The organism is Streptomyces fradiae, from assembly GCF_041270065.1.
In the GTDB taxonomy this organism is placed as follows: domain Bacteria; phylum Actinomycetota; class Actinomycetes; order Streptomycetales; family Streptomycetaceae; genus Streptomyces.
This window is the reverse complement of sequence record NZ_CP065958.1, coordinates 3,714,950-3,733,285: the sequence shown is the minus strand read 5'-3', so window position 1 is coordinate 3,733,285 and position 18,336 is coordinate 3,714,950. Positions and strand designations below refer to the sequence as shown.

17 protein-coding genes and 1 tRNA gene are annotated in these 18,336 nt (G+C 69.0%); 11 read left to right on the top strand and 7 right to left on the bottom strand.

Annotated elements, in window-relative coordinates:
- The 3 genes from mobC to JAO84_RS16825 all read right to left on the bottom strand — a co-directional run bounded on the left by mobC (position 1) and on the right by JAO84_RS16825 (position 3,178).
- Positions 1-582, bottom strand: a complete 582-nt coding sequence (mobC, locus tag JAO84_RS16835; RefSeq protein WP_370413624.1) for a plasmid mobilization relaxosome protein MobC — start codon at positions 580-582, stop codon at positions 1-3.
- A gap of 107 nt (positions 583-689) precedes the next feature.
- Entirely contained in the window at positions 690-1,631 is a 942-nt protein-coding gene (locus JAO84_RS16830; protein ID WP_370413623.1) for a DUF2637 domain-containing protein, read from the bottom strand.
- A 344-nt stretch (positions 1,632-1,975) separates the two neighbouring features.
- Positions 1,976-3,178 carry a DUF3631 domain-containing protein gene (locus JAO84_RS16825; RefSeq protein ID WP_370416783.1) on the bottom strand — a complete coding sequence of 401 codons (1,203 nt, stop codon included), beginning with the start codon at positions 3,176-3,178 and terminating at the stop codon, positions 1,976-1,978.
- Between the two features lie 292 nt (positions 3,179-3,470).
- Between JAO84_RS16825 and JAO84_RS16820 the strand changes: the two genes are divergently transcribed.
- From JAO84_RS16820 to JAO84_RS16800, 5 genes are all read left to right on the top strand, one after another.
- Positions 3,471-3,965 carry a helix-turn-helix domain-containing protein gene (locus JAO84_RS16820; RefSeq protein WP_370413622.1) on the top strand — a complete coding sequence of 165 codons (495 nt, stop codon included), beginning with the start codon at positions 3,471-3,473 and terminating at the stop codon, positions 3,963-3,965.
- 184 nt (positions 3,966-4,149) lie between these two features.
- On the top strand, positions 4,150-4,368 hold the full coding sequence (locus tag JAO84_RS16815; protein ID WP_370416782.1) for an excisionase family DNA-binding protein: 219 nt from the start codon (positions 4,150-4,152) through the stop codon (positions 4,366-4,368).
- Positions 4,368-5,507 carry a tyrosine-type recombinase/integrase gene (locus tag JAO84_RS16810; RefSeq protein ID WP_370413621.1) on the top strand — a complete coding sequence of 380 codons (1,140 nt, stop codon included), beginning with the start codon at positions 4,368-4,370 and terminating at the stop codon, positions 5,505-5,507. Before JAO84_RS16815 ends, JAO84_RS16810 begins: the two co-directional genes overlap by 1 nt.
- Positions 5,508-5,660: 153 nt before the next feature.
- A complete protein-coding gene (locus tag JAO84_RS16805) occupies positions 5,661-6,308 on the top strand; it encodes a hypothetical protein (protein ID WP_370413620.1) in 648 nt (215 codons plus the stop codon).
- 30 nt (positions 6,309-6,338) lie between these two features.
- Positions 6,339-7,493 (top strand): helix-turn-helix domain-containing protein, encoded by a 1,155-nt coding sequence (locus JAO84_RS16800; protein ID WP_370413619.1) that lies wholly within the window; start codon positions 6,339-6,341, stop codon positions 7,491-7,493.
- A gap of 233 nt (positions 7,494-7,726) precedes the next feature.
- On the opposite strand, the gene JAO84_RS16795 is transcribed toward JAO84_RS16800, so the two are convergent.
- Positions 7,727-7,797: transfer RNA gene (locus JAO84_RS16795), tRNA-Gly, on the bottom strand.
- Between the two features lie 389 nt (positions 7,798-8,186).
- On the opposite strand from JAO84_RS16795, the gene dcd reads away from it, so the two are divergent.
- Positions 8,187-8,762, top strand: coding sequence for a dCTP deaminase (dcd, locus tag JAO84_RS16790; protein ID WP_030690788.1), 576 nt, complete (start codon positions 8,187-8,189; stop codon positions 8,760-8,762).
- A 13-nt stretch (positions 8,763-8,775) separates the two neighbouring features.
- Positions 8,776-9,273, top strand: coding sequence for a phosphoribosyltransferase (locus JAO84_RS16785; protein WP_370413618.1), 498 nt, complete (start codon positions 8,776-8,778; stop codon positions 9,271-9,273).
- A 79-nt stretch (positions 9,274-9,352) separates the two neighbouring features.
- Here JAO84_RS16785 and JAO84_RS16780 read toward each other — a convergent pair whose 3' ends face one another.
- Positions 9,353-10,243, bottom strand: coding sequence for a Yip1 family protein (locus JAO84_RS16780; protein WP_370413617.1), 891 nt, complete (start codon positions 10,241-10,243; stop codon positions 9,353-9,355).
- 205 nt (positions 10,244-10,448) lie between these two features.
- On the opposite strand from JAO84_RS16780, the gene JAO84_RS16775 reads away from it, so the two are divergent.
- Complete coding sequence (locus JAO84_RS16775; protein ID WP_370413616.1) at positions 10,449-11,387, top strand: hypothetical protein; 939 nt, start codon at positions 10,449-10,451, stop codon at positions 11,385-11,387.
- 79 nt (positions 11,388-11,466) lie between these two features.
- On the opposite strand, the gene JAO84_RS16770 is transcribed toward JAO84_RS16775, so the two are convergent.
- Both JAO84_RS16770 and JAO84_RS16765 read right to left on the bottom strand, forming a co-directional pair.
- Positions 11,467-13,722, bottom strand: a complete 2,256-nt coding sequence (locus tag JAO84_RS16770) for a heterodisulfide reductase-related iron-sulfur binding cluster (RefSeq protein WP_370413615.1) — start codon at positions 13,720-13,722, stop codon at positions 11,467-11,469.
- Positions 13,723-13,843: 121 nt separating this feature from the next.
- A complete protein-coding gene (locus JAO84_RS16765) occupies positions 13,844-14,353 on the bottom strand; it encodes a sugar transferase (RefSeq protein ID WP_370413614.1) in 510 nt (169 codons plus the stop codon).
- A 260-nt stretch (positions 14,354-14,613) separates the two neighbouring features.
- Between JAO84_RS16765 and dnaK the strand changes: the two genes are divergently transcribed.
- Genes dnaK through dnaJ form a run of 3 tightly spaced genes read left to right on the top strand, consistent with a single transcriptional unit; the run spans position 14,614 to position 18,332 of the window.
- Positions 14,614-16,458: a molecular chaperone DnaK gene (gene dnaK, locus JAO84_RS16760; protein ID WP_370413613.1), complete on the top strand. Its 1,845-nt coding sequence runs from the start codon at positions 14,614-14,616 to the stop codon at positions 16,456-16,458.
- The gene (gene grpE, locus JAO84_RS16755; protein ID WP_370413612.1) at positions 16,458-17,096 is read left to right on the top strand and encodes a nucleotide exchange factor GrpE; all 639 of its coding nucleotides are present in this window, start codon (positions 16,458-16,460) and stop codon (positions 17,094-17,096) included. Before dnaK ends, grpE begins: the two co-directional genes overlap by 1 nt.
- Positions 17,097-17,147: 51 nt before the next feature.
- Positions 17,148-18,332, top strand: coding sequence for a molecular chaperone DnaJ (gene dnaJ / locus JAO84_RS16750; RefSeq protein ID WP_265865156.1), 1,185 nt, complete (start codon positions 17,148-17,150; stop codon positions 18,330-18,332).
- Positions 18,333-18,336 lie beyond the last annotated feature (4 nt).

Here is an 18,336-nt window from a genome sequence, read left to right as displayed (position 1 = left end):
TCACCGCCCCGAGATCACCTGGGCGACGGCCAGGTCCACATCGTCGACCGATGTCTCGACCCGGTCCAGCAGCCGCGCCACGATGTCCGGCGCGGGCCAGGCGCCGTCCTTGTTGAGGTGCCAGGCGAGCTGGTTGAGGTTGTTGCCGATCAGTGCGAGCTGGCGATTGGCGGCCATCAGCGCCTTGACCATGGCGCGGTAGTCGGCGACCGCGGCGGTGGGGTCGTCGGAGCGGGCGGCGGCGAGCGAGGTCTCGGCGACGTAGCCGCCGATCTGCATGCGGTTGAGGTGAGCGGCGGTTGCGAGGAGGGCGAACTCATCGTGGCTGTAACGGGGGTGGACGCGCTTCTCGCGCAGCGTGGGTTCGCGAAGACGGCGGCGCGGTGCGGACGGCTGTGTGGCTTCTCCCCGAGTCGGCTCCCCCGGGCCGGCCGACAGCGGCGTCCCCTCAGCGCCGGACGCCTCCGCCTCCCCTGGGGCGGAGGCCGGGTAAGGACTCCTTACCCGACAACTTGCTGCGCTGTTGAGGCCGGTGATCGTCTCCTGCTGGGTGGTGGGGAGTTCGTGGTGCGGGTCGTGCATGGGTCGGTTCTCCGCTGGGCGTTTGGTTGTGCGTGGTCTCCGGGTCCCTGTGCGCTCGGCTGCACAGGGACCCGGGATGCGACGGAAGGGCGAGGTCGGTGTGAGGGTCAGGCGATGCCGACGGTGGCAGTGGCGCCGTCGAGTCCGTCGAGTGACCCGATCGCGGAGCCGTCGTGCAGGGCGGGCTGGTCCTGGCCGGTCCGCTCGGTCTGCAGTCGGTCGCGCAGGATGCGGGCGCGGTTCTGGCCGATCCGTAGTTCGGTCCGCAAGCGCTCGGCGGTCAGTTGGTCACCGGTCCAGTCGGCGGTCAGGAGTCGGGCCTTGTCGAGGAGGTCGGCGTCGGTGCGGGTGCGGTCGGCGGTCGACTTGGCTGCGGCGGGGACCCGACCGGTCGCCCGACGCGGGGCGGCACCGGTCGACGCCGCCGCTGTGACTGACCGGGGCGGTCGGGCGCCAGGGGCGTCGACTCCCTCGGCCGACTCCGTCACGGGCGCTTCGGTGACCTTCCTGGGGGTCGACTCGGTCAGCTGCTCGGGGATCGATCCGGGCCGGTCAGGCGTCGACTGCGGGGCCTGCTCGCCGACCGACTGGCCGGAGGCCGTTTCGGGGGAGTCGGCCGACTCGGGTTTGTGGTGCAGCACCTTCGCCACGAGGTCCGACCCGAAGTAGATCGACCCGACCGGCAGTGAGGTCGCCAGCAGGACGAGGGCCCAGTTCGCGTAGTCCAAGTCGGTCAGTCGGCCCCACTGGATCGAGTCGGTGTGCAGGGCCGGTACGAGGCCGTGCACGTAGTTCAGTAGGAGGCTGGCGATCGTGTAGGTCGCCAGGACCCGTAGCGCGAACTTCCGGTCGGCCCCGGTCAGCACGAGCGTGGCGATCAGCGCGAGGGCCATGAGCCCGTCGACCACGATCGGGTAGAGCAGGGCGGCGGTGGAGTCGGCGCCGATGGCGCGGGCCACGTCGGACAGCGCGTTCCACGAGACTCGGAAGGCCATGAGGACGACGGCCACCAGGCCGATGACGAGGGCGATGCGTCCCGTGCGGTTCACGCGCCGACTCCCAGCGGGTGTGGGTGCTCGGCGAGTGTTGCCAGGGTCGGCACGCCGCTTGAGGTCGTCGTTCTTGGCGCCGGAGGCGAACCGCGCGATACCGGCGCGGATGCTGCGCATGGCTGCCGGGGCGCTTGGAGCAGGGAGGTGCAAGGTGGAGGGCTCCAGGGCTGGGTGTGGCCGCCGGCGTGGGCGGCCGTGAGCGGTGGGGACTCGTCCCACTCGTCCCGCTGCTGGTCAGGGCTGGTACGGGTGGGGCGGTGATGTCGAGTCGACTCGTTGCGGGTCGCTGACTCGTCCCCGCGCTGACCTGCGCGGGGACGAGTGGGACGAGTCGGGGAGGGTCAGGCGCCGGGCTCGACCGGGAGGGTCGCGGTTGCCTCGGGCGGGCAGTAGCGGGTCCAGGCGTCGGTGAACTGGGCGCGGGTGAAGCCCTTGGCCTGGTGGCCGCCGGGGAAGCGGCGGTTGGCCGACTTGATGCCGTAGTCCTGGAGCAGGATCTGCAGGCCGCGCGGGGTGAGCCCGTTGGGGCTGTGCTCGGCCCAGGGCGCCTCGGGGTCGGCGTTGAGGATCTCCAGGAGGCGGCTGGTGCGGATCGCCGGCTGGTCTCCTTTGGAGGCGAAGGCGCGGCGGATGTCGGCGAGGATGCGGATCTTCAGTCCGCCGTCCTCGTCGCGCCCGGCCTCGTAGTCGGTCATGGCCGTGCACGCGGTGCGGGCGAGGACGGGCCAGTGTCCGCCCGCGAGGTCGGCGACGCTGATCAGCGGCGCCCAGGTGTCGGCGGCTCGGTCCTCGACCGGCATCTTCGGTTCCAGGGCGAGTGCCTTCTCGCGTACGGAGGCGAGCCAGGCCGCCAGCCCGGTCCGGAGCTCGCGTACGGTCAGGCCGTCGCGGCCGTAGCGCCAGGCGCTGACCTTCTCGGTCTCGGCTCGGCGGCGCATGCGGATGACGACCGACCGGTCCATGATCGTGTCGGGGAGGTCGCCGATTCCGGCGAGGGCGGCCATGGCGAAGGTGTCGAACTTGACCACCTCGTGGTTGGGGCCGGTGACGCGCAGGGTGGGCCGGTTGCGCTGGTGGCCGGCGTTGAGCAGGCCGCGCATCTCCTCGTTCTTCTCCGCGACCTTCGCGCTGCCGAAGATCGTGTCGACCTCGTCGACCAGGAGCGTGGGCGGGTTGCCCTCGCCGATCGACCGGAAGATCGCCGCGGCGGAGGCGTTGACCGTGATCAGCGGCTCGTGGACCGCCTCGATCAGGACTTCGAGCAGCCGCGATTTCCCGCAGCGCTTGGCGGGCCCGACCACCGCCAGGCGCGGTGCGTGCTGCCACACCGTCTGCAGGTGGGTCGCCGCCGCCCAGAGCGTGGTCGCGGTCAGGGCTTCGTCGCTCGGCATCACGACGTAGCGCCGGATCGCGTCCCGGAGCAGGTCCAGGACCTCTACGCCCTCGGGGTCTGCGGCGGGCGGCGGGGCGGTCGGCTGGCCGGGGATCGCTGTCGGCGGCCACTCGACGGGAAGCGATGGCGTGTTCGGGGTGGCTTCGTCCATACTGGACATCGAGCTCCTCAATCTGCAGGCCATATGGGACGGCAATCCCGGCGCTGCAGCTAGTCGTTCAGGGATGGGCGGCGTGAGGTTTGCGCTTTGAGCCCCTCGGTGTCGCAAGCACTGGGGGGCTTTTTGCATGTCTGGCTAGGTGCTGGCGGTCTCCTGCGGACAGCAGCGGTCCAGTACATCAACCATGCCACACGCAGAGCGGCTATGCAAGCGGCAGAACATGGTGTACTGTTTAGGCTGCTGCGAATTGCAGGGACATGCTGCGAGAGGAAGGATGGGGTCAATGCCCGACGACGACGGCGAGGACGCATCCGAGGGCGTTCTGCTCAAGGGCGAGGACAACGCCGCCAAGCGGATTAAGGCCGAGCGTGAAAACCGTGGCTGGAGCACCACCACGCTCTCCGACCGCCTCAACGAGGCCGGCTACGAGATGAACCCGTCGGCGGTATGGCGGATCGAGAACGGCAAGCGCCGCATCAACCTCGACGAGGCCATCGGCTTCGCCGAGGTCTTCGGCGTGTCGCTGTCCAATCTCGTCGGCCCGCCCGCCCTGGCCGCCGCCGGCCGCGCCATGGAGCTGATCGACACCGTCGTGGCCGCCAACGCGGCTGCTCAGAGAGCCCAGCACGCGTATCGGCGGGTCAACGCCGAACTCGCTGCCTACCTCGACGAGCACCCGGACATTCGCGAGGAGGCCAACGCGGTGGTCAGCAACGCCATCGCCGAGAGCACCATGAAGATCAACCAGGAGGAGTTCGGCCTGCCGCCCCAGCCGTAGCCCGCTCCTCCGGCCGCCCTGGACCGCAAACCCCAGGCCACGGCCGCACCACACGCCCATCCCATCCCTGAACGACACCGGCCCGGCCGGGGTTGCCGCCCCACCAGCCGAGGCCAGGAGAGGACCCTGCTTGCGCCAGACGGCGATACCCCACGCCTCCGCCCAGCCCCGCACCGCGGAGGAGGTGAACAACAACGACCGCCTGCTCACGGTCGACGAGGCCGCCGAACGCCTCGGCACCGGCGTCCGCTTCATCCGCCGGCTCATCCAGGAACGCCGGATCCGCTACGTGAAACTCGGCAAGCACGTCCGCATCGCCGACAGCGTCCTGACCGCGTACGTCGAGGAGCGCACGATCCCCACGATCCGCGAAACGCGCTCCCGCTTCGGGAAGGCGGCCTGATGGCGGGCCGCAAGCCGCAGCGGCGGCGCGAGTTCGGCACCGTACGCCAACTTCCTTCCGGACGCTGGCAGGCGCGCTACTGGGCGCCGGACGGCTCACGTCGCACAGCCCCGGAGACGTTTGAGACGAGGACCGGGGCGCAGGACTGGCTGACCCTCACCAAGGCGGACATCCAGCGGAACGTCTGGGTGGACCCGGAGGTCGGGGCGGTCAACTTCGAGGAGTACGCCTTGAAGTGGGTGGAGGAGCGCGGCCTGTCCGCCACGACGGACGAGCTGTACCGCCGCCTCCTGCGCCTGCACCTCCTCCCCTTCTTCGGCGAAGTGGACCTCGACGAGATCACCCCGCCGACGGTGCGGACCTGGCGGGCCGAGCGTCTCGCCGCCACCGGGGCCACGACCGTCGCTAAGTCCTACCGCCTGCTCAAGGCGATCATGGAGACAGCGGCGGACGACGAGCTGATCCGCCGCAACCCGTGCCGCATCAGGGGCGCCGGCAGCGAGAGGGCCAAGGAGCGCACGACGGCCACCGTCGAGCAGGTCGACGCCCTCGCCGAGGCCATCGGGATCCGCTGGCGGCTGATGGTGTACCTCGGCGCCTACGGCCCGATGCGCCCGGAGGAGCTGGCGGCTCTGCGCCGGACCTCGGTCACCCTCGACCCGCTCGCTGTACGGGTCACGGAGGCCGCTCCGGAACTGAACACCGGACGTCGCGTCGAGGGCGACACCAAATCCGCGGCCGGTGTCAGGACCATCCATTTGCCGGCCTTCCTGTACATGGAGGTCAAGCGGCACCTGGACTGGTTCGCGGAGAAGGAGCCCGACGGACTCCTGTTCGTGGGGGAGAAGGGAGCGCCCTTCCGGCGGACCACCTTCGGCCGGAAGTGGGCGAAGGCTCGTGCGGCGGTCGGCCTGCCGAAGGACTTCCGCTTCTACGACCTCCGGCACACGGGCCACACCCTCTCCACCCAGTCCGGCGCCACGCTCAAGGACACGATGGTTCGCGCGGGCCAGTCCTCGGAGAAGGCCGCGATGATCTACCAGCACTCCGACGACGCCCGCCAGCAGGAGGTCGCCGGAGGTATCGACGCCAAGGTCCGTGAGCTGCGCGGACGTGCGGCTCGCGTCGAGTCCGACTGAGATCCGTTACGTCCCCGGTCAGAGCGATTCACGATCGGCTCTGACCGGGGATGCCCGAAGCCCGACAGTCGACTGACCAGCAGCGCTTCTTGATTTCCTCCCTCGTATGAGGGAGGATTTCCGGAAATCGCACTTCGTGGTCAGGGGCTGAATATGGCAGTCATGCACGTTGAGGACTCACGCGGCCAGAGCCGTCTCACAGACCTGGGGCTCTCGGCCGAAACCATCGAGAACGTGCTGCGGCGTGCCGAGGCGGAGCGCAACTTCTGCACGCCCCTCGACCCGGTCTCGCTCCCGGGCAACATCTTCTGGGGTAGGACCATCCGCTTCCTTCGCGAGGCGTACATCCCTGACGGATGGCGCAGCGTGAGCCCTCAGAACGTCTCGCTCCTGCTGTCGCCGGAAGAGGACTTCGCCATCACCGCCTCCAGCGGTAACAAGGCCACCGGCTACGCCGCGCTCACCCCTGCTACCCGCTACTCGAAGGGCACGGCGGTCATCCGCCGGGTTGAGACCAACCGGCAGCTGGTGTTCCCTGGCTACGAGGCCGATCCCGAGTCTCAGGGAGTCGGGGAGGGGATCCCGACCTGGTTCCTCCTGTACCAGCACGTGAACACCCTGACGGGTACGCGGCTCTACTACGAGCTGTCACTGCCGACCAACCCGGGGAGCCGTGGCAAGATCGACAGCTGGCACGAGCGGATCATCTTCCCCTACATCGACTTCGAGGGCTTCAACCCGTTCCCGAACGACGACGACGGCGAAGGCGGCATCGACATCCCGATCGAGCGTCTGGGCTGATCGTCCACCCCACAACCCATTGGCACTCCCATGACCACCGCATCCCGGCTCGTCCTGGCGCGCAAGCGCCGCGGGCTCACCGTCACCCGTCTCGCCCAGATGGTCGGACTCACCGCCCGCCGGCTGTCCGACTACGAGAACGGCCGGGCCTACCCTCCCCCGGCCTCCCTGGCCAGCCTTGCTGAGGCTTTGGAGTTCCCAGAGTCCTTCTTCGTTGCCGAAGAGGTCGCCGACCTGCCCGTGGAGTCGGTCAGCTTCAGGGCGCTGAGCAAGATGACGGCCTCGCAACGGGACATCGCCCTGAGCAGTGGTCGCCTCGCCCGGATCTTGCAGGACTGGATCCGGGCGCGCTTCAAGCTGCCGGCGCCGGACCTTCCGACCTTGACCTCGTTCAGCCGTCTCGGCAGCGACGGCGAACCGGTGTTTCCCGGCGAGGCCGGGGCCGAGAACTGTCCCGCCGAGCGCGCAGCTGAACTGGTTCGCACTCGATGGGGGTTGGGAGTGGCCCCGATCCCCAACATGGTTCACCTGCTCGAAGCGCACGGGGTGCGCGTGTTCTCGCTGTCCAGGGACTGCCCGGAAGTGGACGCCTTCTCCTTCTGGGACCGCGGCGTTCCGTTCGTACTGCTAAACACAGAGAAGACCGCCGAGCGCGGACGCTTCGACGCCGCACACGAGCTGGGGCACTTGGTTCTGCACGGTGAGGAGCAGGTACCCCACGGGCCTCAGGCCGAAGGCGAAGCACACCGCTTCGCTGCGGCCCTGCTCATGCCGGCCGCAGACGTTCTGGCACACGCCCCTCGCAACCCGAGCACCACCTGGATCCTGCAGGCGAAGCGACGCTGGAAAGTCGCCGCCATGGCACTCGCCCACCGCCTGCACGAACTCAACCTCACCACCGAATGGCAGTACCGCACGCACTGCGTCGATCTCAGTCGCATGGGCTTCCGGAAGTCGGAGCCCCAGAGCACGCTCACGCGGGAAACTTCCCAGGTGCTGGGCAAGGTCTTCGCCGCTCTCCGAGCGGAAGGCACCCCGCTGGCGGAAATCGCACGCGATCTTGACCTGAGGCCGGCGGATCTCAGTGACCTGATCTTCGGCTTGGTGGTCATCGCCCAGGAGGGCGGGCGCGGTGGCGCCCGTACGATTGCCTCCCGTAGACCGCAGCTCTCCGTCGTGCGCTGACACTCGCCTTTGCATGTGGGGAGGAACGTTCCGCCAGTCGGAAGTGGCGCGAGTCACAGCGAAGTCGCGCTCGCATTCTGCGACAGGTCTGCCCCTGCACCACCTAGGTGGTGCAGGGGCAGACCTGTCTACAGGGCATATCCCCGAGTTGGGGCACGCGGAGGGCACGGCAGTCCCCGACAGGTCTAGACAACGACGAAGGCCCTGGTCTCTGACCAGGGCCTTCGCACAAGAGCGGATGACGGGAATCGAACCCGCGCTATAAGCTTGGGAAGCTCATGTTCTACCATTAAACTACATCCGCAAATGCCGCCAAGATCGATGCGGCATCGTTGCACACTGTACCCCATCCCGCATGCCGAGGCGAAGCTCGGGTCTGCGGAGTGCCGTCCGTGGGGGAGGGGTGGGGATCCCCTAATGTGGCTGTCTCGTCCACCACTTGTCGGGGAAGGGACTTGATGGGTTCGATGGAGCGCACCGTCGTTCGTTGTGCCGAGGGGCACGTGTTCAGTACCGCTTCGTTCCCGCTCGCGCATCTCGGTGCCGGGCGGATCGGGCCCGGGCGGCTGATTCGGTGTCCACGGTGTGCGCGGTTGCGGCATGCCGTGCCGGTGGAGCTTGAGCGGCGCTGACCTGGGCGGGCGCGGACGGTCCCGATTGGGGAGGTCCGCGCCCTCTGCGTATCGTGGGGGCGTGCTTCTCTCAGACAAGGACATCCGGGCCGAGATCGACGCCGGACGGGTTCGCATCGACCCGTACGACGAATCCATGGTGCAGCCCTCGAGCATCGACGTGCGGCTTGACCGCTTCTTCCGGGTGTTCGAGAACCACCGCTACCCCCACATCGACCCCGCCGTCGAGCAGCTCGACCTGACGCGTGAGGTCGAGCCGGAGGGGGACGAGGCGTTCATCCTGCATCCGGGCGAGTTCGTGCTCGCCTCGACCTACGAGGTCATCACCCTGCCGGACGACATCGCCTCGCGACTGGAAGGGAAGAGCTCCCTCGGGCGGCTCGGCCTGGTCACGCACTCCACCGCCGGGTTCATCGACCCCGGGTTCTCCGGGCACGTGACCCTGGAGCTGTCGAACCTCGCGACCCTGCCGATCAAGCTCTGGCCGGGCATGAAGATCGGCCAGCTGTGCATGTTCCGGCTCAGCTCGCCCGCCGAGTTCCCGTACGGGAGCGAGCGCTACGGCTCCCGGTACCAGGGCCAGCGGGGGCCGACCGCCTCCCGCTCGTACATGAACTTCCATCGGACCCAGGTGTGAGGCGGTAGCACGCATGACTGAAGTACGCGAGAACCTGACCTACGAGGGCTTCGGGCGGGCGATCCGCGAACTCGCCCAGACGATCGCCGACGACGGCTACGAGCCCGACATCGTGCTCTCCATCGCCCGCGGCGGAGTCTTCGTGGCCGGCGGACTCGCCTACGCCCTCGACTGCAAGAACATCCACCTCGTCAACGTGGAGTTCTACACCGGCGTCGGGACCACTCTGGAAATGCCGGTCATGCTGGCACCCGTACCCAACGCGATCGACTTCTCCGACAAGAAGGTCCTGATCGCCGACGACGTCGCCGACACCGGCAAGACCCTCAAGCTCGTGCACGACTTCTGCGTCGACCACGTCGCCGAGGTCCGCTCCGCCGTCATCTACGAGAAGTCGCACTCCCTCGTGAAGTGCGAGTACGTGTGGAAGAAGACCGACGACTGGATCAACTTCCCCTGGTCCGTCGAGCCGCCCGTCGTCAAGCGCGAAGGGCAGATCCTCGACGCCTGACAAGGCGAAGAGCAGATACGCAGGACATGTGAAAGGCCCTCACCGGCGTGCGGTGAGGGCCTTCGCGGTTCCCGGCGTCCTACAGCGTGCCCAGCTTGATCAGGCTCAGCAGCGCCACCAGCTGGATCGCCGACGCGCCCAGCGCCTTCGGCCACGGCAGGTCGTGGGAGCGGCTCACCATGATCGTGAGGAGCGCGCCGGCCGCCAGCCAGCTCAGCCAGCCGACGATCTGGACCAGGCCGTTCTCGCCGCCCAGGAAGAGCGCGAAGACCAGGCGGGGCGCGTCCGTGATCGACATGATCAGCATGGACAGGCCGACCGTCGGCTGCCAGCTGCCGTCGCCGCCGAGCTGGCGGGCGAGCGTGTGGGTGACGGCGCCGAGGACCAGGCCGCCGACGACGAAGCCGACGCCGGTCAGCAGGACGTACGGGATCGCCGTCGAGAGCGTCGCGTTGATCGCGTCCTCGCGGGCCTGGTCGAAGCCGAACAGGGCCAGCAGGCCGTAGAGGAACGTGACGATCAGCGCCGGGCCCCACACCGCGTGGTCCCGCATCCGCATGAAGGTGTCCGCCGGGCGCAGCACGATGCCGCTGAGCAGGGCCTTCCAGGGCAGCCGCGGGCCCGTCGGTACGGGGGCGGGGGCGGCCTCGTACGGGGCGCCCTGGCCGTACGGGTCGTCGTGGACGCTGAACACCTGGGTGTGGCCCGGGTTGTTGGCCGCGTAGTTCTGCTGCGGGTGCTGCTGCTGCGGGGCGTAGGGGTCGCCGAAGTACTCCGGCTCCCCGTGCGCCGCCCGGCCGCCGCCCTGCCGCTGTCCCCACTGCTGTTGCTGCGGATACTGCTGCTGCTGCGGGCGCTGCTGTTGCGGGTAGCCCGGCGGGGGCGCGTTGTACCCGTACGGCGCCTGCTGCTGCGGTTGTTGCTGCGGGGGGTTGTTGGCCCGGCCGCGTCCGTTCCTGAATCCAGCCACGTCAAGAACGTACCCGCTCCGGCTGTGGACTCGCGCCCTCCGGGGATTGTGCGGCAGAGCTGTGACATCCCCTAGGGGGTCCCGGAGGGGTTACGCGGGCGAGGGGGAGGCGTGCGGTGGTCGTTACATTTCCTACGCAAAAGGGATGGGTCGGGCATCTACCTTCGAAATGTCGCCGAACAAGTCAGGCAGAAGGAAGAATCCCATGCGAATCACCCGTCGGACCCTCCGTACCGCCGCCGTCGCCACCGGCACCATCGCCGCCCTCACCCTTCCCGCGGCCGCCGCCTTCGCCGACGACCAGCCGGCGCCGAACCCCGACAATCAGTCGCAGGATCAGGGGCAGGACCAGGACAGCGCCGATCCCGTCGTCGGGCGCATCTTCGTCCAGTCGTACAAGCTCGCCGACGGCTCGGTCGCCAAGGTCTACATGACCACGCCCAACGACTACCAGGCCGAGATCTGGGCCGGCGGCACCCTGCTCGACACCCTCACCACCTCCGGGCAGCCCGCGTACGGGCAGAACAACGGCCTCCACGTGGTCCTCCAGCCGGACGGCAGCGTCTCCTCCTGGATGGACGAGGCCCCCACCCCGAAGCCGACCCCGACCCCGACCCCGAAGCCCACCCCCAAGCCGAAGCCCAAGCCCGCGCCGCACACCCACGCCAACGCGCGCGTCACCCTCCCCGACGGCTCCGTCGCCAAGTTCTACAAGAAGAGCAACCGCGTCGAGCTGCGCTTCGGCACCCTCACGCCCAAGAAGCCGACCCTCAGCCACCACGGCTGGACGTTCAAGCTCGCCCCGCAGCCGGGCAAGGGCGTCTACCGCCTCGTCGTCATCGACACCCCCAAGCAGGGCGGCAACAGCTGGGTGTACGACTTCGACGGCAAGCTCGTACGGAAGTACACCGCCCAGAAGAGCAACCCCCAGAAGACCAGCCCCCAGAAGACCGGCACCGTCGTCGTGCCCCGCGGCACCGTCCCCCAGGGTGCCGTGAAGGCCGGTGCCGAGAACGTGCCCGAGGTGTCCCACGACACCCACCAGGCCGCCCTCATCGGCGCCGGCGGTGGCATGGCCGCCCTCGGTGCCGCCGGGCTCGGGTTCGCGCTCTACCACCGCCGCGGCAGCGGACAGGAGAGCTGATCCCGCTCACGTACGGCGAAGGGCCGCCCCGCATCACGCGGGGCGGCCCTCAGCCACGTACAGCAGGTACAACCGGCGCTTACGCGTCCGCCGGCTCCGGCTCGGCCGGCTCGGCCTCCGGCTCCGCCGGGGTCTTCACCGAGTCGAGCAGCAGCTGCGCCACGTCGACGACCTGCAGGCTCTCCTTCGCCTTGCCGTCGTTCTTCTTGCCGTTGACGGAGTCCGTCAGCATGACGAGGCAGAACGGGCACGCGGTGGAGACGATGTCCGGGTTGAGGGACAGGGCCTCGTCGACGCGCTCGGTGTTGATGCGCTTGCCGATCCGCTCCTCCATCCACATCCGGGCACCACCGGCGCCGCAGCAGAAGCCGCGCTCCTTGTGGCGGTGCATCTCCTGCTGGCGCAGGCCGGGGACGGCCGACATGATCTCGCGCGGCGGCGTGTAGACCTTGTTGTGGCGTCCCAGGTAGCACGGGTCGTGGTAGGTGATGAGGCCCTCGACCGGGGTCACCGGGATCAGCTTGCCCTCGTCGATGAGGTGCTGGAGCAGCTGGGTGTGGTGGATGACCTCGTACTCGCCGCCGAGCTGCGGGTACTCGTTGGCGATGGTGTTGAAGCAGTGCGGGCAGGTCGAGACGATCTTCTTCGCCGACTTCGGCTTCTTCGTCGACTCGTCCTCGTCGTCCTCGCCGAACGCCATGTTCAGCATCGCGACGTTCTCCTGGCCGAGCTGCTGGAACAGCGGCTCGTTGCCCAGACGGCGCGGGGAGTCACCCGTGCACTTCTCCTCGCCGCCCATGATCGCGAACTTGACGCCCGCGATGTGCAGCAGCTCCGCGAAGGCCTTGGTGGTCTTCTTGGCGCGGTCCTCCAGGGCGCCGGCGCAGCCGACCCAGTAGAGGTAGTCGACCTCGGTGAGGTCCTCGACGTCCTTGCCGACGATCGGGACCTCGAAGTCGACCTCCTTGGTCCACTCGACGCGCTGCTTCTTGGCCAGACCCCAGGGGTTGCCCTTCTTCTCCAGGTTCTTCAGCATCGTGCCGGCCTCGCTGGGGAAGGCGGACTCGATCATGACCTGGTAGCGGCGCATGTCGACGATGTGGTCGATGTGCTCGATGTCGACCGGGCACTGCTCGACGCAGGCGCCGCAGGTGGTGCAGGACCACAGGACGTCCGGGTCGATGACGCCGTTCTCCTCGGCGGTGCCGATCAGCGGGCGCTCGGCCTCGGCCAGGGCGGCCGCCGGGACGTCCTTCAGCTGCTCCTCGGAGGCCTTCTCCTCGCCCTCCATGGTCTTGCCGCCGCCGGCGAGCAGGTACGGCGCCTTGGCGTGCGCGTGGTCGCGCAGCGACATGATCAGGAGCTTCGGGGAGAGCGGCTTGCCGGTGTTCCAGGCGGGGCACTGCGACTGGCAGCGGCCGCACTCGGTGCAGGTGGAGAAGTCGAGGATGCCCTTCCAGGAGAACTGCTCGACCTGGGAGACGCCGTAGACGTCGTCCTCGCCCGGGTCCTCGAAGTCGATCGGCTTGCCGCCCGAGGTCATCGGCTGGAGCGCGCCGAGCGCGGTCTCACCGGTCGCGTTCAGCTTGAACCAGATGTTCGGGAAGGCGAGGAAGCGGTGCCAGGCGACGCCCATGTTGGTGTTGAGCGACACCACGATCATCCAGATGAACGAGGTGCTGATCTTCACCATGGCCGTGAAGTAGATCAGGGTCTGCAGCGTGCTGACGCTCAGGCCCTTGAAGGCCAGGACGAGGGGGTACGAGGCGAAGTACGCCGCCTCGTAGTGCTCGACGTGGTGGATCGCGCCCTCGAGACCGCGCAGCACGTAGATCGCGAGGCCGATGGTGAGGATGACGTACTCGACGAAGTAGGCCTGGCCGGCCTTGGAGCCGGCGAAGCGGGACTTGCGTCCGGCCCGGCCCGGCAGGCTGAGCAGGCGGATCACCATCAGGACGGCGATGCCGAGGATCGTCATGACGCCGATGAACTCGATGTAGAGCTCGAACGGCAGGAACCCGCCGACGATCGGCAGCGTCCAGTCGGCCTGGAAGAGCTGGCCGAAGGCCTGCGCGAGGGTCGGCGGCAGGGTCAGGAAGCCCACGGCGACGAACCAGTGGGCGAAACCGACGATGCCCCAGCGGTTCATCCGGGTGTGGCCGAGGAACTCCCGGACCAGCGTCACGCTGCGCTGGTAGGGGTTGTCGGTCCGGGTGCCGGCCGGGACGGGCTGGCCGAGCTTGAAGTAGCGGATGAACTGACCGATGGCGCGAGCGAGCAGAGCAACGCCGACCACGGTCAGGGTCAGCGACACGATGATCGCGGCGAGTTGCATGACGGGCTCCTCGAGCGGGCCTCTGCGACGGGCCTACTAAGCGGTAACTTATTTAGTCCGTGCCGAGATTACCCTGGGGGAGCGCCCCACTTGTAGCGGAGCTCACGGTGATCTGTGTCGCTCAGGCAACCCTTGCCGTCGCGAGCGGCGTCCGCGCGGCCGCGCGACGTTTACGGACTGCTGGAAGCGTACGCGCCAGAATCGCCAGATCCATCCCCAGCCAGTGGTGGTCCACATAGTGGAGATCGAGCAGCTCGCGCTCCTCCCACGGCAGCTCCGACCGCCCGCTGATCTGCCACAACCCGGTCATCCCCGGCCGTACGGAGAGCCGGCGCCGCCCGTCCCCGGTGGACTCCCGGTGGCCGGGCGCCAGCGGACACGGTCCGACCAGCGACATCTGGCCCCGTACGACATGCAGCAGGAGCGGCAGCGCGGCCAGCGGGCTCTTGGTGCGGAAGGTCAGCATGGTGAAGGTCCGGCCGCCGAGGCCGCCGACCGGGCGGCGGCGCAGCGCGCCCGCCGTGCTGCCGGCGCCAAGGGTGAGGGAGAGGGCGACGGCGGCGATCAGCGGGGAGAGCAGGAGCAGGAGTGCGAGCCCGCCCGCGAGGTCGACCGCGCGTTTCACCGTCATGCGCCCACACCTTCCGGCGAGAATCATGGGATCGGGAATCATCGGGAATCATGGGATGCGGGACATGTCCGGATTCCGTTCCCCGGACTCTCCCACCTCGGGCCCTCCGGATCCGGGAGCGACGCACCTGGCGACGCACCCGTTGAGCCGCTGGAATGGCGAAGAGTTGAGTCGCCTCCACTCAGGTCTGTTGACTCGCGCCCGACCCTCGTGCATCCTTGAGTCAGTTCCACTCAAGTCAGTCAGCTGGAGGAATTGAAATGGCACGTGCGGTCGGCATCGACCTGGGCACGACTAACTCCGTCGTCAGCGTTCTGGAAGGCGGCGAGCCCACCGTCATCACCAACGCCGAGGGCGCCAGGACCACGCCGTCCGTCGTCGCCTTCGCGAAGAACGGCGAGGTGCTCGTCGGCGAGGTCGCCAAGCGTCAGGCGGTCACCAACGTCGACCGGACCATCCGGTCCGTGAAGCGCCACATGGGCACCGACTGGAAGATCGAGCTGGACGGGAAGAACTTCAACCCGCAGCAGATGTCGGCGTTCATCCTCCAGAAGCTGAAGCGCGACGCCGAGGCGTACCTGGGCGAGAAGGTGACCGACGCGGTCATCACCGTCCCGGCGTACTTCAACGACTCCGAGCGCCAGGCGACGAAGGAGGCCGGCGAGATCGCGGGCCTCAACGTCCTGCGCATCGTCAACGAGCCGACCGCCGCCGCCCTGGCGTACGGCCTCGACAAGGACGACCAGACGATCCTCGTCTTCGACCTCGGTGGCGGCACCTTCGACGTGTCCCTCCTGGAGATCGGCGACGGCGTCGTCGAGGTGAAGGCCACCAACGGTGACAACCACCTCGGTGGTGACGACTGGGACCAGCGCGTCGTCGACTACCTGGTGAAGCAGTTCCAGTCCGGTCACGGCGTGGACCTGTCCAAGGACAAGATGGCCCTCCAGCGTCTGCGCGAGGCGGCCGAGAAGGCGAAGATCGAGCTGTCCTCCTCCACGGAGACCTCGATCAACCTGCCCTACATCACGGCCTCCGCCGAGGGCCCGCTGCACCTGGACGAGAAGCTCACCCGCGCCCAGTTCCAGCAGCTCACCGCCGACCTGCTCGAGCGCTGCAAGACCCCGTTCCACAACGTCATCAAGGACGCGGGCATCAACCTGTCCGAGATCGACCACGTCGTTCTCGTCGGTGGCTCCACCCGTATGCCGGCCGTCGCCGAGCTCGTCAAGGAGCTGACCGGTGGCAAGGAGGCCAACAAGGGTGTGAACCCGGACGAGGTCGTCGCCATCGGCGCCACCCTCCAGGCCGGTGTCCTCAAGGGCGAGGTCAAGGACGTCCTGCTGCTCGACGTCACCCCGCTGTCCCTCGGCATCGAGACCAAGGGCGGCATCATGACCAAGCTGATCGAGCGCAACACCACGATCCCGACCAAGCGCTCCGAGATCTTCACGACGGCCGAGGACAACCAGCCGTCCGTGCAGATCCAGGTCTACCAGGGCGAGCGCGAGATCGCGGCGTACAACAAGAAGCTCGGCATGTTCGAGCTGACCGGCCTCCCGCCGGCCCCGCGCGGCGTCCCGCAGATCGAGGTCGCCTTCGACATCGACGCCAACGGCATCATGCACGTGACCGCGAAGGACCTGGGCACGGGCAAGGAGCAGAAGATGACCGTCACCGGCGGCTCCTCGCTGCCGAAGGACGAGGTCGACCGGATGCGCCAGGAGGCCGAGCAGTACGCGGAGGAGGACCACCGCCGCCGCGAGGCCGCCGAGACCCGCAACCAGGGCGAGCAGCTCGTCTACCAGACCGAGAAGTTCCTCGCGGACAACGCGGAGAAGGTCCCGGGCGACGTGAAGACCGAGGTCGAGGCCGCCGTCGCCGAGCTGAAGGAGAAGCTCAAGGGCGAGGACTCCGCCGAGATCCGCACCGCCACCGAGAAGGTCGCGGCCGTCTCGCAGAAGCTCGGCCAGGCGATGTACGCCGACGCCCAGGGCGCGCAGGCCGCGGGCGGCGCGGACGCCGGCCACGCCCAGGCGCAGGACGACGACGTCGTCGACGCCGAGATCGTGGACGAGGACAAGCCGAAGGGCGGCGCTGCCTGATGTCGGAGGACACCCCGGGCTTCGAGGAGAAGCCCGACGTCCCCGCCGACGGCACGCCCGAGGAGACCGAGGCCGCCGACTCCGCCGCGCAGGCGGAGGGGGCGGCCCCGGCCGGGGACGCTACGGACGTAGCACTGCTCGCGCAGCTGGACCAGACCCGGACCGCGCTCTCCGAGCGCACCGGTGACCTCCAGCGGCTCCAGGCCGAGTACCAGAACTACCGCCGCCGTGTGGAGCGGGACCGGGTCACGGTCAAGGAGATCGCCGTCGCGAATCTCGTGACCGAGCTCCTGCCCGTGCTCGACGACATCGGCCGGGCCCGCGACCACGGCGAGCTCGTGGGCGGGTTCAAGTCGGTCGCCGAGTCGCTGGAGACCGTCGTCGCCAAGATGGGTCTGCAGCAGTTCGGCAAGGAGGGCGAGCCCTTCGACCCGATGATCCACGAGGCCCTGATGCACTCGTACGCGCCGGACGTCACCGAGACGACCTGCGTGGCGATCCTGCAGCCGGGGTACCGGATCGGCGAGCGCACGGTCCGCCCCGCGCGGGTGGCCGTCGCCGAGCCGCAGCCGGGCGCCCAGCCCGGTGCCGCGGCGAAGGCGGAGGAGTCGGACGACTCCGAGAAGGACAACGATTAAGAGCCGCACCGGCTCCACCGGTCACACCCGCCAGCGGGAGGAGGGACGTCGATGAGCACGAAGGACTTCGTCGAGAAGGACTACTACAAGGTTCTCGGCGTCCCCAAGGACGCCACGGACGCCGAGATCAAGAAGGCGTACCGGAAGCTCGCCCGCGAGAACCACCCGGACGCCAACAAGGGCGACACCCAGGCGGAGGAGCGCTTCAAGGCGATCTCCGAGGCGAACGACGTCCTCGGCGACCCGAAGAAGCGCAAGGAGTACGACGACGCGCGCGCCCTGTTCGGCAACGGCGGCTTCCGAGCCGGCGGGCCGGGCGGCGCGGGCGGCTCGTTCAACTTCGACCTGGGCGACCTGTTCGGCGGCCAGGGCGGCGGTCCCGGTGGGGCCGGCGGCTTCGGCGGCGGTCTCGGCGACGTCTTCGGCGGCCTGTTCAACCGCGGCGCGGGCGGTGCGGGCACCCGCACCCAGCCGCGCCGCGGCCAGGACATCGAGTCCGAGGTGACGCTCAGCTTCACCGAGGCCATCGAGGGCGCCACGGTGCCGCTGCGGATGTCCAGCCAGCAGCCCTGCAAGGCCTGTTCGGGCACCGGCGACAAGAACGGCACGCCGCGGGTGTGCCCGACCTGTGTCGGCACCGGGCAGGTCTCGCGCGGCAGCGGCGGCGGTTTCTCGCTGACCGATCCGTGCGTGGACTGCAAGGGCCGCGGCCTGATCGCCGAGAACCCCTGCGAGGTCTGCAAGGGCAGCGGGCGGGCCAAGTCCTCCCGCACCATGCAGGTCCGCATCCCGGCGGGGGTCAGCGACAACCAGAAGATCCGGCTGCGCGGCAAGGGCGCCCCGGGCGAGCGCGGCGGGCAGAGCGGCGACCTGTATGTCGTCGTGCACGTCGACGCCCACCCGGTGTTCGGCCGCAAGGACGACAACCTCACCGTCACCGTGCCCGTCACCTTCGACGAGGCGGCGCTCGGCGGCGAGATCAAGGTGCCCACCCTGGGCGGCCCGGCGGTGACGCTGAAGCTGCCCGCCGGCACCCCCAACGGGCGCACCATGCGGGCCCGCGGCAAGGGTGCGGTCCGCAAGGACGGCACCCGCGGCGACCTCCTCGTCACGGTCGAGGTCGCGGTGCCCAAGGAGCTGGCCGACAAGGCCCGCGAGGCCCTGGAGACCTTCCGCGAGGCCACCGCGGGCGAGGACGTCCGGGCAGAGCTGTTCCAGGCCGCGAAGGGAGCTTGAGGAG